10 protein-coding genes are annotated in these 14,520 nt (G+C 73.5%); 7 read left to right on the forward strand and 3 right to left on the reverse strand.

Annotation, left to right across the window (positions count from 1 at the left end; all coding sequences use genetic code 11):
* Window positions 1-64 precede the first annotated feature (64 nt).
* Window positions 65-2,581, forward strand: a complete 2,517-nt coding sequence (hrpB, locus tag IE108_RS26485; RefSeq protein ID WP_064727356.1) for an ATP-dependent helicase HrpB — start codon at window positions 65-67, stop codon at window positions 2,579-2,581.
* 79 nt (window positions 2,582-2,660) lie between these two features.
* Here hrpB and IE108_RS26490 read toward each other — a convergent pair whose 3' ends face one another.
* The gene (locus IE108_RS26490; RefSeq protein WP_064727357.1) at window positions 2,661-4,451 is read right to left on the reverse strand and encodes a lytic murein transglycosylase; all 1,791 of its coding nucleotides are present in this window, start codon (window positions 4,449-4,451) and stop codon (window positions 2,661-2,663) included.
* Between the two features lie 269 nt (window positions 4,452-4,720).
* Here IE108_RS26490 and IE108_RS26495 point away from each other — a divergent pair, with 269 nt between their 5' ends.
* Window positions 4,721-5,569, forward strand: coding sequence for a DUF4184 family protein (locus tag IE108_RS26495; protein WP_064727358.1), 849 nt, complete (start codon window positions 4,721-4,723; stop codon window positions 5,567-5,569).
* On the opposite strand, the gene IE108_RS26500 is transcribed toward IE108_RS26495, so the two are convergent.
* Complete coding sequence (locus IE108_RS26500) at window positions 5,496-5,840, reverse strand: hypothetical protein (protein ID WP_229852397.1); 345 nt, start codon at window positions 5,838-5,840, stop codon at window positions 5,496-5,498. The genes IE108_RS26495 and IE108_RS26500 overlap by 74 nt on opposite strands.
* A 232-nt stretch (window positions 5,841-6,072) precedes the next feature.
* Window positions 6,073-8,796: a DNA polymerase I gene (gene polA, locus IE108_RS26505; protein WP_064727360.1), complete on the reverse strand. Its 2,724-nt coding sequence runs from the start codon at window positions 8,794-8,796 to the stop codon at window positions 6,073-6,075.
* Window positions 8,797-8,993: 197 nt separating this feature from the next.
* Here polA and IE108_RS26510 point away from each other — a divergent pair, with 197 nt between their 5' ends.
* From IE108_RS26510 to IE108_RS26530, 5 genes are all read left to right on the forward strand, one after another.
* Entirely contained in the window at window positions 8,994-11,273 is a 2,280-nt protein-coding gene (locus IE108_RS26510) for an FdhF/YdeP family oxidoreductase (RefSeq protein WP_064727361.1), read from the forward strand.
* Between the two features lie 73 nt (window positions 11,274-11,346).
* Window positions 11,347-11,826, forward strand: a complete 480-nt coding sequence (locus IE108_RS26515; protein WP_064727362.1) for a PaaI family thioesterase — start codon at window positions 11,347-11,349, stop codon at window positions 11,824-11,826.
* A 70-nt stretch (window positions 11,827-11,896) separates the two neighbouring features.
* Window positions 11,897-12,313, forward strand: coding sequence for a hypothetical protein (locus IE108_RS26520; RefSeq protein ID WP_064727363.1), 417 nt, complete (start codon window positions 11,897-11,899; stop codon window positions 12,311-12,313).
* On the forward strand, window positions 12,304-12,912 hold the full coding sequence (locus IE108_RS26525; RefSeq protein ID WP_229852399.1) for a Tat pathway signal sequence domain protein: 609 nt from the start codon (window positions 12,304-12,306) through the stop codon (window positions 12,910-12,912). Before IE108_RS26520 ends, IE108_RS26525 begins: the two co-directional genes overlap by 10 nt.
* A 287-nt stretch (window positions 12,913-13,199) precedes the next feature.
* Window positions 13,200-14,432 (forward strand): branched-chain amino acid ABC transporter substrate-binding protein, encoded by a 1,233-nt coding sequence (locus tag IE108_RS26530; protein WP_064727364.1) that lies wholly within the window; start codon window positions 13,200-13,202, stop codon window positions 14,430-14,432.
* Window positions 14,433-14,520 lie beyond the last annotated feature (88 nt).

Here is a 14,520-nt window from a genome sequence, read left to right on the forward strand (position 1 = left end):
GGTGCCCCGCCGCTCGTCCCCGCGCGCGTGGAGGGCGCTTCTGGGGGCGTACGACACTGGGGGCGTGATCCGTTACGACGCCCTGGACGCGCTGCCCGTGCGCGGTGCCCTGCCCGCGCTGCACGACGCCCTGGAGGGGCACGGCACGGCGGTGCTGGTCGCGCCGCCGGGCACGGGCAAGACGACGCTGGTGCCGCTCGCGCTGGCCGGGCTGCTGGACGAGGGCCCCGCGCGGCGCGTGGTCGTGGCCGAGCCCCGCCGGATCGCGGCGCGGGCGGCGGCCCGGCGGATGGCGTGGCTGCTGAGCGAGAGGCCCGGTGCGCGGGTCGGGTACACGGTGCGCGGCGAACGGGTCGTCGGGCGGCACACGCGCGTGGAGGTCGTCACGACCGGTGTGCTCCTCCAGCGGCTCCAGCGGGACCAGGAGCTGACGGGCGTCGACGCGGTGGTGCTCGACGAGTGCCACGAGCGGCATCTGGACGCCGACACGACGGCGGCGTTCCTGTGGGACGTCCGGCAGGCGCTGCGGCCGGACTTGCGGCTCGTGGCCGCCTCCGCGACGACCGACGCCGAAGGCTGGGCCCGGCTGCTGGGCGGCGCGCCGGTCGTGGAGGCGCGGGGCGTGTCGCATCCCGTGGAGGTGGTCTGGTCGCCGCCGGCGCGCCCGGTGCGGCCCCCGCACGGCATGCGGGTGGACCTCGCGCTGCTCACGCATGTGGCGTCGGTGGTCCGGCGGGCGCTCGCCGAGTGGGACGGGGACGTGCTGTGCTTCCTGCCCGGCGTCGGGGAGATCGCCCGCGTCGCCGGGCGGCTGGGGGGCCTCGGGGACGTCGACGTGCTCCAGGTGCACGGGCGGGCGTCCGGGGCCGTGCAGGACGCCGTGCTGGTGCCCGGGGCGCGGCGCCGCGTGGTGCTGGCGACGTCGGTGGCGGAGTCGTCCCTGACGGTCCCCGGGGTGCGGGTGGTCGTGGACGCCGGGCTGGCGCGGGAGCCGCGGGTCGATCACGCGCGCGGGCTGAGCGCCCTGACGACGGTGCGGGCCTCGCGGGCGGCGGCGCGGCAGCGGGCGGGGCGTGCCGGGCGGGAGGCCCCCGGCGTGGTGTACCGGTGCTGGACGGAGGCGGAGGACGTCCGGCTGCCGCGGTTCCCGGCGCCGGAGATCAAGGTGGCCGACCTGACGGCGTTCGCCCTGCAGGCGGCCTGCTGGGGAGACCCGGACGCCTCCTCACTGGCGCTGCTCGACCCGCCGCCGGCCGGGGCGATGGCGGCGGCGCGGTCGGTCCTCACCGCGGTCGGCGCGGTCGACGCGGCCGGCCGTGCCACGCCGCGGGGGACCCGGTTGTCCCGGCTCGGTGTGCACCCCCGGCTGGGGCGCGCGCTGCTCGACACGGCGGGAAGCGCGGGAGCGGGCGGCGCCTCGGAGGTGGCCGCCGAAGTGGTCGGGCTGCTCAGCGAGGAGGCGCCCCGGGAGTACGGGGACGAGCTGGTCTCCGTCCTGCGGGCCGCCCGGCGCGGGGGTGACGGCTACGCGGCGCGGTGGCGGGCGGAGGTGCGGCGGCTGCGCGGCGCCGTCCAGCCGGAGGAGGGCGGGCGCGGGGCACCGCTCGCCGAGGACGCCCTCGCCGGCCTGGTGGCCGCCCTGGCGTTTCCCGAGCGGGTGGCGAGGAAGGACGGCGGTTCCTATCTGATGGTCTCGGGCACCCGCGCCGAGCTGCCGGCGGGGTCGGCGCTGCGGGGTGCGCCGTGGATCGCCGTCGCGGTGGCCGACCGGCCGGTGGGGCGCGGGCACGCGCGCGTGCAGCTCGGCGCCGCAGTCGACGAGGGGACGGCGCGGCTGGCGGCGGGGGCGCTGCTCACCGAACGGGACGAGGTCCGCTGGAGCGGCGGGGACGTGGTGGCCCGGCGTGTCGAGGCGCTCGGTGCCGTGGAATTGGCGGTCCGGCCGCTGACCGGCGCCGACCCCGGACTCGTACGGGAGGCCCTGCTCGAAGGGCTGCGTCAGGAGGGGCTCGGGCTGCTGCGCCGTACGGCCGACGCGGAGGCGCTGCGCGCTCGGCTCGCGTTCCTGCGGCGGCATCTCGGCGAGCCGTGGCCCGACGTGTCCGACGACGCCCTCCACGCGCGCGTGGACGAGTGGTTGGAGCCCGAGCTGGGGCGTGCCGCGCGGCGGGCCGACCTGGCCCGGATCGACGCGGCGGAGGCGCTGGCGCGGCTGCTGCCGTGGGCGTCGGGCGAGGCGGCGCGGCTCGACGAGCTGGCCCCGGAGCGGATCGCCGTCCCCAGCGGGTCCAGGATCCGGATCGACTACGCGGACCCGGAACAGCCGGTGCTCGCGGTGAAGTTGCAGGAGATGTTCGGACTCCAGCGCTCGCCCCGGATCGCCGGTGTGCCCCTGCTCGTCCACCTCCTCTCCCCCGCCGGCCGCCCCGCCGCGGTGACGGCCGACCTGGCCTCGTTCTGGCGGGACGGCTACAAGGGGGTGCGGGCGGAGCTGCGCGGCCGGTACCCGAAGCACCCGTGGCCCGAGGATCCCGCCACGGCGGAACCGACCCGGTACACGAAGGCGCGGCTCGGGAAGTGACGCGGGGAGCGTGACGGAACGGCGAGGGCGCCCGCCGCGTGCACGGTGGGCGCCCTCGGTCCTCGGTCGGGACCGGTGCTCAGGCCTCGGGCTCCGTGGACGGGCTCGTGGAGGGCTCGGCCGACGGGTCGGTCGACGGGTCCGGGGTCGGGTCGGGTGCCGCTGCGACCTTCAACGGGACGTTGAGGACGGCGCCGCCCGCCGTGGTGACGCGGAGCAGGAACGTGCCCGCGGCGTCGTCGGCGTAGAGCTTCGGCAGTTCGAGCATGCCCTTGGCGTCGGTCTTGAGGCCGGTGAGGGTGCGCACGGCCTTGCCGTCGGCGTCCTTGAAGAAGGGGCCCTTGTCGGCCTGGGTCGGGTCGAGCACCGACTTGACGAGCACGGCGGTGACGGCGACCTTGCCGGCTGCGGCGCCCTTGCGCGTGGCCTTCACCTCGACCCGCTCCGCGAACTCGCCCCCGGGCACGCAGGTCAGCTCGGTGGCGCCGGTGCGGGCGAGGGCGTCGGCGACGCGCTCCGTGACGGTGGCCTTGTAGTCGAACGCCACGGAACGGCCGATCACGGTCGCCCGGACCGTGAACACACCGGTCTTCTCCCCGGCCACCAGTGCGGGCGCGACCGCCGTGCCGGAGGCGTCGGTGGTGACCGCGGCGACCTTGTCCCCGCCGGTGAAGGCGGCGTCCGTGTCGCCCAGCACGGTGAAGCGGACGCGGACCTTGCCGACGCCGCTGCCGGCCTTGGTCTCGGCGCGCGCGGTGAGCTTCTGGGCGAAGGTGTCGCCCGCGACCGCGGTGAGGCCGGTGGCGCCCGCGTTCTCCAGGTGGTGCACCGTGTCGGTGGGCGTGGGCGGCCGGGTGCCGGCGGGCGGTTCCGGGTCGGTCGGCGGCTTGGGCGTCGGCGAGCCGGTGCCGGGGTCCGAGGGCCCGGGCTTCGCCGGCCGGTCCGGCTTGCCGGGGCTCGGCGTCGAGGAGCCGGAGGCACCGGGCCGGGGCGTCGCACCCGGCGTGCTGGGCGAGGGCCCGGCGCCGGGGCGGAACGTGTCGTCGCTGCGGCCCACGGGGAGCGTGCCGGTGCCGTCGGGGATCTCGTGGCTGCCCCTGCGGTAGTGCTCCAGCCAGGACAGGACCGTGTTCAGGTAGTCCTGCGAGTTGTTGTAGCTGAGGATCGCGCTCTCCAGGTCCGCCCGGTCGGAGAGGTCCCAGGTGAACCGGCAGAGGTAGTGGCCTGCGGCGAGCGCGGCGTCGTAGACGTTGTTGGGGTCGTCCTTGCCGTCGCCGTTGCCGTCGCGGCCCGCCCACGCCCAGGTGGAGGGGATGAACTGCATCGGGCCGACCGCGTTGTCGTAGCTGCTGTTGCCGTCGTAGACGCCGTCGTCGGTGTCCTTGATGAGGGCGAAGCCGTTGCCGTCGAGCTGCGGGCCGATGATCTTGCCGATGGTGGTGCCGGAGGCGTCGACGCGGCCGCCGCGGGCCTGGCCGGACTCCACCTTGCCGATCGCGGCGAGGAGTTGCCAGGGCAGGTTGCAGCCGGGCTTGGCCTGGCGCACCGCCGCCTCGGCCTTCTTGTAGGCGTCCAGGACGGTCGCGGGGATGCCGGCCTCGGCGGCCTCCCGGGAGGAGGGGGTGCCGATGGTGGGCGCGGGGCTCGGGCTGTTCAGCGGCGGCAGGTCCGTGTAGTACGGCGAGTTGCCGGTCGCGCTCTCCTGGGACGGCGTGTCGGCCGTCGGCGCGTTGTCGGCGGTGGTCTGTCTGCCGTTGGAGTCGGCCGTCACGTCCGGGGCCTGGGACGCGGACAGGGCCGCGACCACGACCGCGGCCACAGTGGTGGTGACCGCCGCTTTGCGGAGCCTCCTGTCGAAATGCGCCGCCATAGAGTGAACCCCTCCCGTGGACGCCCGCGCGTCCGTCTCCGTCCGTGTCCGGCCGGCGCATCCGGCCGCCGTGCCCGGCTGCCGTATCCGCCCGCTGTCTCCGCCCTGTTGTGACGATCGGTCCGCGCCGACGGTTGCACCGCAACTTTCCGGGCGTGGTGTCCGTCTGTTCGACCAGCACGGTGCCGCAGGCGACCCTACGGCAACTTGCTTTGCACGGGCACCCGTTCGCGCCCGATATTCACCGGTTGGCCATAAGAGGAGTTCAGTTGCCGTTCACCCTCAGTCATGCGGCCGCCGTGCTGCCCGGAGTACGGGGCGACGGGACGGGCCGCGGGCGGCTGGTGCCCGCCGTGCTGGTGGCGGGGTCGTTCGCGCCCGACATGACCTATTACGCGGCGAGTTTCCTGCCCGCGGCGATGGAGTTCGGGGACGTCACCCACTCGTTCACCGGCGTCTTCACGGTGGATGTGGCCGTCGCCTGGGCGCTGGTGGGGATGTGGCTGCTGGTTCGCGAGCCTCTGGTGGCCCTGCTGCCCCGGGCCCGGCAGGGACGCGTGGCGCTCCTGCTGCGCTGCGGTGCGCCACGCGCGCGCGTGGCACCCGCGGCCACGGCGTGGTGGTACGTGTCGGCGGTGCTGGGGGCGCTGACGCACGTGGTGTGGGACGCGTTCACGCACCTCGACCGGTGGGGCATGCGGCTGTTCCCGGTGCTGGGCCGGGAGATCGCGGGGTCGCCGCTGTACTGGTACCTCCAGTACGGCGGCTCCGCCGTGGCCGCGGTCGTGATCGCCGTGTTCGTCGCGCGGGCGCTGCGTCGGGCGCCCCGCGGCGGGGCGCCCGCCGTGCCGGTCCTCTCGGCGCGGGACCGGTGGTGGGCCGCGGTGTTCCTCGGCGGCTGCGCGCTGGCCGGGGCGGTGCGCCGGGCGGTGCGGTGGTGGGACTACTGGGGCCACCTGGCCAAGCCGTGGGAGCTGATCCCGACGGTGTGTTTCGGCGCGGGCGCCGGGCTGGCGCCGGCGCTGCTGGTGTACGCCGCGGTGGTCAGGACGCGGCGTCCGGTCCCCGCTCCCGCCGCCCGGGCCGGTGCGGAGCCGGACCGCCGGGTGGCCCGCTGACCGTGTCGGCGGCGACGAAGACGGTGAGGGTGCGTGCGGGGCGTGGCCGCGGCACCAGGGTGAGGGCCAGGGACAGGTAGCCGCGGGCCAGGTCCGCCCACAGGCGCCAGGCCGGTGCCTCGCGCGGGGTGGGGGTGGCGGTCGCCCGGTCGCCGCGGGCGAGTCTGCGGCCGAGGCCGGTCGCCGTGCGGCGCAGGGCCGTGGTGAGGGTGGCGGGGATGCGGCCGGTACTCGCGTCTGGCGCGAGGGCCGGGACCGGTGGCAGTGGCACGCGGGCGGGTCCTTCTGTGCTTGCCCGTGCCGGTGTCGTCCGGTGGTGGAGCATGCGTATACCCATGCCCGCATCCTCACGGGAGACCAGCGCGGGCGGCGCATCCGCGGGGGCCACCTGAGTGACGAGCCCACCGGTGGCCGCCCGGCGCGGCCCCGCCGCGGGGGCGGGGCCGCGAACCGCCGGGACCCGGCATCCCCGCCGGACCGCCGGACCGCCGGACCGCCGGAGGCTAGTGCGCTGCCGACTCCCAGTCCGCTCCCGAGCCCACCGAGACGCCGAGGGGCACGCTGAGGCTGACCGCGTTCGCCATCTCGCGGCGGACCAGCTCCTCGGCGGCCTCGCGCTCGCCCGGGGCGATCTCCAGGACGATTTCGTCGTGGACCTGGAGCAGCATGCGGGAGGACAGGCCGGCCTCGCGCAGTGCCTTGTCCACGTTGAGCATGGCGATCTTGACGATGTCGGCCGCGGTGCCCTGGATCGGCGCGTTCAGGGCCATGCGTTCGGCGGCCTCGCGGCGCTGGCGGTTGTCGCTGTTGAGGTCGGGCAGGTAGCGGCGGCGGCCGAAGAGGGTCGCCGTGTAGCCCGTGGCCCGTGCCTCGTCGACCACCCGGCGCAGGTAGTCCCGTACGCCGCCGAAGCGCTCGAAGTAAGCGTCCATCAGGCCGCGCGCCTCGGCCGCCTCGATGTTCAGCTGCTGGGAGAGGCCGAAGGCCGAGAGGCCGTACGCCAGGCCGTAGGACATGGCCTTGATCTTGCGCCGCATCTCCGCGTCCACGGCCGACTGCTCGACGGAGAAGACCTGTGCGGCGGCGGTGGTGTGCAGGTCCTCGCCGGACGTGAACGCCTCGGTCAGGCCCGCGTCCTCGGACAGGTGGGCCATCACCCGCAGCTCGATCTGGCTGTAGTCGGCCGTCATCAGGGACTCGAAGCCCTCGCCGACCACGAACCCGCGGCGGATGGCCCGGCCCTCGTCGGTGCGGACCGGGATGTTCTGGAGGTTCGGGTCCGTGGAGGAGAGGCGGCCGGTCGCGGCGACCGTCTGGTTGAACGTGGTGTGGATGCGGCCGTCCGCGGCGATCGTCTTGATCAGGCCCTCGACCGTGACCCGCAGCTTGGCCTGCTCGCGGTGCCGGAGCATGATCACCGGCAGTTCGTTGTCGGTCTGGGCCGCGAGCCAGGCCAGGGCGTCCGCGTCGGTGGTGTAGCCGGTCTTGGTCTTCTTGGTCTTCGGCAGGTTCAGCTCGCCGAAGAGCACCTCCTGGAGCTGCTTGGGCGAGCCCAGGTTGAACTCGCGTCCGGCCGCCGCGTGCGCCTCCTTCACGGCCTGCTGGACGGCGCCCGCGAACATCTGCTCCATGGCCTCCAGGTGGGCCCGGTCGGCGGCGATGCCGTGCCGCTCCATGCGGGCCAGCAGCGCGGAGGTCGGCAGCTCCATGTCGCGCAGCAGGTCCGCGGCGCCGACGTCCGCCAGGCGGCCCTCGAAGGCCTCGCCGAGGTCGAGGATCGCGCGGGCCTGCACCATCAGCGCCTCGGCCTCCGCGCCGTCGTCCGCGCCGAAGGCCAGCTGGCCGTCGGCCGCGGCGGCCGGGGCCAGCTCGCGGTGCAGGTACTCCAGGGACAGCGCGTCCAGGTCGAAGGAGCGGCGGCCCGGCTTGACCAGGTAGGCGGCGAGGGCGGTGTCCATGCCGACGCCGGCGACGCTCCAGCCGTGCTCGGCGAAGACCCGCATCGCGCCCTTGGCGTTGTGGAACACCTTGGGGCGGTCCGCGTCGGACAGCCAGGTGGCGAACGCCGCCTCGTCGGCCTCGTCCAGTGCCGTCGGGTCGAACCAGGCGGCGGTCCCGTCGGACGCGGCCAGCGCGACCTCGGCGACCGAGCCGGTGCCCAGGGCCCAGGTGTCGACGGTGGCGACGCCGAGGGGCCGCGCGCCGTGCTCGGCGAGCCAGCCGGCCACCTCGCCGGTGCCGAGCACCACGCCGTCCAGCTCGACCCCGTCCGCCACGACCGGCGTGGCCTCGGCCTCCTCGGCGCCCGGGTCCACGGCGAAGAGCCGCTCGCGCAGGGACGGATTGCGGATCTCCAGGGTGTCCAGGATCATCGCGACGCCCTTGCGGTCGTACGCCGGCCGCTCCAGGTCGGTGACCGCCTTCGGCAGCTCGACGCGCCGCTCCAGCTCGGTGAGCCGGCGGTTGAGCTTGACGGACTCCAGGTGGTCGCGCAGGTTCTGCCCGGCCTTGCCCTTGACCTCGTCGACGCGCTCGACGAGGTCGGCGAAGGATCCGAACTGGTTGATCCACTTCGCGGCCGTCTTCTCGCCGACGCCCGGGATGCCCGGCAGGTTGTCGGACGGGTCGCCGCGCAGGGCCGCGAAGTCGGGGTACTGGGCGGGGGTCAGGCCGTACTTCTCGAAGACCTTCTCCGGCGTGAAGCGGGTCAGCTCGGAGACGCCCTTGGTCGGATAGAGGACCGTGGTGTGCTCGCTGACCAGCTGGAAGGAGTCCCGGTCGCCGGTCACGATCAGCACGTCGAAGCCCTCGGCCTCGGCCTGCGTGGCGAGGGTGGCGATGACGTCGTCCGCCTCGAAGCCGTCGACGGCGAAGCGCGTCACGTGCATGGCGTCGAGCAGCTCGCCGATCAGCTCGACCTGGCCCTTGAACTCGTCCGGGGTCTTGGAGCGGTTCGCCTTGTACTCGGTGAACTCCGCGGAGCGCCAGGTCTTGCGGGAGACGTCGAACGCCACCGCGAAGTGCGTGGGCGCCTCGTCACGCAGCGTGTTGGCCAGCATCGACGCGAACCCGTAGATCGCGTTGGTCGGCTGGCCCGTCGCGGTCGTGAAGTTCTCCGCGGGCAGCGCGAAGAACGCGCGGTAGGCCAGCGAGTGCCCGTCCATGAGCATCAGCCGCGGGCGGGAGCCGGAGGTGCTGTCGGTCTTCTTCGATGCTGTCTTCGCCACGGTTCCGATCCTGCCATGCGCCACTGACAGTCGGTGCCGGGCAGGGCCCGCGGCAACGCGGCCGCGGGTCCGCCGTGGCCGGCCGCGCCGTTCCCCGCGCCCCCTCGGGACGCCGATCGCGACCGGCGTCCGTGGCTGTCGGCGGGGCGTGCGAGGATCGGAGACGTACCTCACACGCGTAAGCGAAGGAGCGCGCGATGGCCACCAAGCCGCCCAAGGGTGACCCCGTCCAGGACGCGCCGGAGGTGACGCCGCCCCAGCACGCGGCGGCCGGCATCCCGGCCATCGGGCACACGCTGCGGATCGCACAGCGGCAGATGGGCGTGAAGCGGACCGCGCTGACGCTGCTGAGTGTCAACCAGAAGGACGGCTTCGACTGCCCGGGCTGCGCCTGGCCCGAGCCGGACCACCGGCACAAGGCGGAGTTCTGCGAGAACGGCGCGAAGGCAGTGGCCGAGGAGGCCACCCTGCGCAGGGTCACGCCGGAGTTCTTCGCCGCGCACCCGGTGGCCGACCTCGCCACCCGCAGCGGCTACTGGCTGGGCCAGCAGGGACGGCTCACGCACCCGGTGTACCTCCCGGAGGGCGGCGAGCACTACGAACCGGTGACCTGGGAGCGCGCCTTCGGCATCGTCGCCGAGGAGATCGCCGCCCTGGACTCCCCCGACGAGGCGGTCTTCTACACCTCGGGACGCACCAGCAACGAGGCGGCGTTCCTCTACCAGCTCTTCGCGCGCGAGCTGGGCACCAACAACCTGCCCGACTGCTCCAACATGTGCCACGAGTCGTCCGGCTCGGCCCTGTCGGAGACCATAGGCATCGGCAAGGGCAGCGTCCTCCTGGAGGACCTGTACAAGTCCGACCTGATCATCGTGGCGGGGCAGAACCCGGGCACCAACCACCCGCGCATGCTCTCCGCGCTGGAGCGGGCCAAGGCGAACGGCGCGCGGATCATCAGCGTCAACCCGCTTCCCGAGGCGGGCCTGGAGCGCTTCAAGAACCCGCAGACCCCCAAGGGGCTCACGACGGGCGCCGCGCTGACCGATCTGTTCCTCCAGATCCGCCTGGGCGGCGACCAGGCCCTGTTCCGGCTGCTGAACAAGCTGGTCCTGGAGACCGAGGGCGCGGTCGACGAGGCCTTCGTCGCGGAACACACGCACGGCTTCGAGGGGTTCGCCGAGACCGCGCGGGCGGCCGACTGGGACGAGACGCTGGCGGCCACCGGGCTCACCCGCGCGGAGATCGAGGAGGCGCTGCGCATGGTGCTCGCCTCCGAGCGCACCATCGTGTGCTGGGCGATGGGCCTGACCCAGCACAAGCACTCGGTGCCCACGATCCGCGAGGTGGTGAACTTCCTCCTGCTGCGCGGCAACATAGGCCGCCCGGGCGCCGGCGTCTGCCCGGTGCGCGGCCACTCCAACGTGCAGGGCGACCGCACGATGGGCATCTTCGAGCGCCCCGCCCCCGCGTTCCTGGACGCCCTGGAGAAGGAGTTCGGCTTCGCCCCGCCGCGCGAGCACGGCTACGACGTCGTGCGGGCCATCCGCGCGCTGCGCGACGGGGAGGCGAAGGTCTTCTTCGCCATGGGCGGCAACTTCGTCTCGGCCTCGCCCGACACGGAGGTCACCGAGGCGGCCATGCGCCGGGCGCGCCTGACGGTGCACGTGTCGACGAAGCTGAACCGCTCGCACGCGGTCACCGGCGCACGGGCGCTGATCCTGCCGACGCTGGGCCGCACCGAGCGCGACCTCCAGGGCGGCGGCGAGCAGTTCGTCACCGTCGAGGACTCCATGGGCATGGTGCACGCCTCCCGGGGCCGGCTGGAGCCCGCGAGCGGGCAGCTGCTGTCGGAGCCGGCGATCGTGTGCCGGCTGGCGCGCCGCGTGCTGGGCGAGCGGAGCCGTACGCCGTGGGAGGAGTTCGAGAAGGACTACGCGACGATCCGGGACCGCATCGGACGGGTCGTCCCGGGCTTCGAGGACTTCAACGCGCGCGTGGCGCACCCAGGGGGCTTCGCGCTCCCGCACGCCCCGCGCGACGAGCGCCGCTTCCCGACGGCCACCGGCAGGGCCAACTTCACCGCCGCGCCGGTCGAGTTCCCGGAGCTGCCCGAGGGGCGGCTGCTGCTGCAGACGCTGCGTTCGCACGACCAGTACAACACCACGATCTACGGCCTGGACGACCGCTACCGGGGCATCAGGAACGGCCGCAGGGTGATCCTGGTCAACGCGGAGGACGCCCGGAGCCTGGGCGTCGAGGACGGTGCGTACGTCGACCTGGTGAGCGAGTGGCGGGACGGGGTGGAGCGGCGGGCGCCCGGTTTCCGCGTCGTGCACTATCCGACGGCCCGGGGCTGCGCGGCCGCGTACTACCCGGAGACCAACGTGCTGGTGCCGCTGGACGCCACCGCGGACACCAGCAACACCCCGGCCAGCAAGTCCGTGGTCGTGCGTCTGGAACAATCGGCGACCGACTGAGCGTTTGCTCAGTCGAGTCGGCGGCCCCGGGGCGGCCGGCCCGCCATCCGGAGCGACGAGAAGGAGCCGGCCCATGGGCGAGCAGCAGCAGGTGCATTTCCCGCAGGAAGTCATCGACGAGTACGCCGCGCTCGGCGTCGACCTGCCCGCGCTGTTCTCCGCCGGGCACCTCGGCACGCGGATGGGCGTCCAGATCGTCGAGGCGTCGCCCGAGCGGGTCGTCGGCACCATGCCGGTGGAGGGCAACACCCAGCCCTACGGACTGCTGCACGGCGGCGCCTCGGCGGTGCTGGCCGAGACGCTCGGGTCGGTCGGTTCGATGCTGCACGGCGGCAGCTCCAAGATCGCCGTGGGCGTCGACCTGAACTGCACGCACCACCGCGGGGCCCGCTCCGGCCTGGTCACCGGGGTGGCCACGCCGGTGCACCGGGGCCGGACCACCGCGACGTACGAGATCGTGATCAGCGACGAGCACGACCGGCGGGTGTGCACCGCGCGCCTGACCTGCCTGCTGCGGGACGTGAACCCGGACGCCGCGGCCCCGAAGGACTGACCGCGGGGGCGCTCCACCGTCCTGCGGCCGAGGCGTTGCTCCCGGCCGTGCGCCGTCCTAGCGTCGGGGCATGGGACGGGGACGGGCCCCCTGGCCGGGGGCGGCGGGTCGGCGGCTGCTCCTGAGCGCCCTCCTGGCCGTCACGGCGGCGACCGCCCTGTCCTGCGCCGACTCGTCCGGCCCGGAGGCGGGTTCCGGCTCCGGCGGCGCGTCGCCGGAGCCGCCCTCTCCCGGGGAAGCCTGCGTCAGCGGGGTCGGCCACTGGGCGCGTGCGCTGCTGGACGGGGCGGAACCCTACGGCGACTACCAGTCGATGGGGCTGTCCAACCGCCAGTACGACATCCTGCGCGAGGTCGTCGCGGCGGCCCGGGACGCCGTCCGGGTCCAGGGCGACCGCCACGCCCGGGAGTTGATGGACCGCCAGGTGCGCGAGGCGTGCGAGAAGGAGTACGCCGACGGCGCCCCGGACGAGGGCGGGTGGCGGTGACGGGCGGCATCGGACCCGTCGAACCGGGCGAGGACACCTACCTCCGGAACGTGACCGGGCGAGCCGGCCCGGGCGGCCGGACCGCACCGTCCCGCACACGTCACCGCCGGACCGTCCGCGCGGCCGGCGCGGCGCTCCTCCTCCTGGCCGCGAGCGGCTCCCTGCGCGCCGACCGGGCGCGGGAGCCGGCCGAGGCGCCGCCGCCGTACCCCTCCCAGGCGGTCACGCTCGCCTACCTGGACGCCGCGCCCGGACCGGGCGGGGCACGGGGCGGCGGATTCAGCTTCGCCGTGCGGCTGAGCGTCCGGTCGGGACCGCCGGTGACGGTGACCCGGATCGCCCAGCCCTCGGCCGGCCTGTCGGTGGCCTCGTCGCCCGCGGCACCTTTCCAGACAAAGCCGCATTCCGACAGCAAGATCATTGTCACTCTGCGGGTGACGGAATGCGATAAAGCGCCCCGGAACCCCGGATTCCCTTTCCTGGATGTAACGCTGCGTAATACGCGCGCAATACAGACCCACAGTTTCATCCTGGGGTCGCGCTATGCGCGGCAGCTCTCCCAGGCACTTCAGGTCGCCTGCGGCAACGATTCGAGGTAATCACCAAAACGTCCCAGACGCCTGAACACAGACGGCCCGTCCTGCGGGTTCTCACGATGCGGACAGGGCGAATCGGCCTGAATTCCGCCCTTCTTCCCAGCCAGTACCGCTCTGCATTACCCGGTGTCATAACAAGAGCGTCACAGCATGAGTCAGACCCTCCTCCACGTTCCCCACACACGCTTAGAGTCACGGCCAGTCACCGCGCCGTCGGAATGTCACTTCGGCCCAGCGCTCGACTCGGCCGTCTCCACGGGGAAGCGGCTGCGCCAGGGAAAGGACTGATCGTGCGTCAACGTTCGCTCATCGCCATCACCGCCGCTCTGGCGGCGGGAGCGCTCACCCTCACCGCCTGCGGCTCGCGCGACGACGACGGCGGCTCGGACTCCGGAAACGGCGGCGGCACCACCGTCGTCATCGGCGTCGACGCCCCGCTGACCGGCGACCTGTCCGCGCTGGGCCTCGGCATCAAGAACTCGGTCGACCTCGCCGCCAAGACCGCCAACAAGGACAACTACGTCGACGGCGTCAAGTTCGAGATTCAGGCGCTCGACGACCAGGGCCAGCCCTCCGTCGGCCAGCAGAACGCCACCAAGCTCGTCGCCAACGAGGACGTCCTCGGCGTCGTGGGCCCGCTGAACTCGTCGGTCGGCGAGTCCATGCAGAAGGTCTTCGACACGGCCAAGCTGGTCGAGGTCTCCCCCGCCAACACCAACCCCGCCCTGACCCAGGGCGTGGACTGGCAGACCAAGCAGGTCCGGCCGTACAAGTCGTACTTCCGCACCGCGACCACGGACGCCATCCAGGGCCCGTTCGCCGCGCAGTACGTCTTCAACGACTCCAAGAAGAAGAAGGTCTTCGTCATCGACGACAAGAAGACCTACGGCGCCGGTCTGGCCGCCACCTTCACCGAGGAGTTCAAGAAGCTCGGCGGCCAGGTCGTCGGCACCGAGCACATCAACCCGGACACCAAGGACTTCAACGCCGTCGCCACCAAGGTGAAGAACTCCGGCGCCGACGTCGTCTACTACGGCGGCGAGTACCCGCAGGCCGGCCCGCTCAGCAAGCAGATCAAGGCGGCCGGCGCGAAGATCCCCGTGGTCGGCGGTGACGGCATCTACAGCGCCGACTTCATCAAGCTCGCCGGCGCCACCGGCAACGGCGACCTCGCGACCTCGGTCGGCGCGCCGGTCGAGGAGCTGCCCTCCGCCAAGGAGTTCGTGGCCAACTACAAGGCCGCGGGCTACAAGGAGGCCTACGAGGCGTACGGCGGCTACTCCTACGACTCCGGCTGGGCGATCATCGAGGCCGTCAAGAAGGTCGTCGAGGACAACGACGGGAAGCTCCCCGACGACGCCCGCGCCAAGGTCACCGAGGCCATGCAGAACGTCTCCTTCGACGGTGTGACCGGCAAGGTCTCCTTCGACGAGTTCGGTGACGCGACGAACAAGCAGCTCACCGTGTACGCCGTCGAGAACGGTGCCTGGAAGTCGGTGAAGTCCGGCACCTACACCGGCTGATCAACCGCACCCACCACTGATCACGTGATCACGAGCCGCGCGGGGCGCCGTTCCAGGCGCCCCGCGCGGACTCGCATCCGGCCACATC

It is taken from the genome of Streptomyces parvulus (assembly GCF_014648855.1).
Taxonomy (GTDB): Bacteria; Actinomycetota; Actinomycetes; order Streptomycetales; family Streptomycetaceae; genus Streptomyces; species Streptomyces parvulus.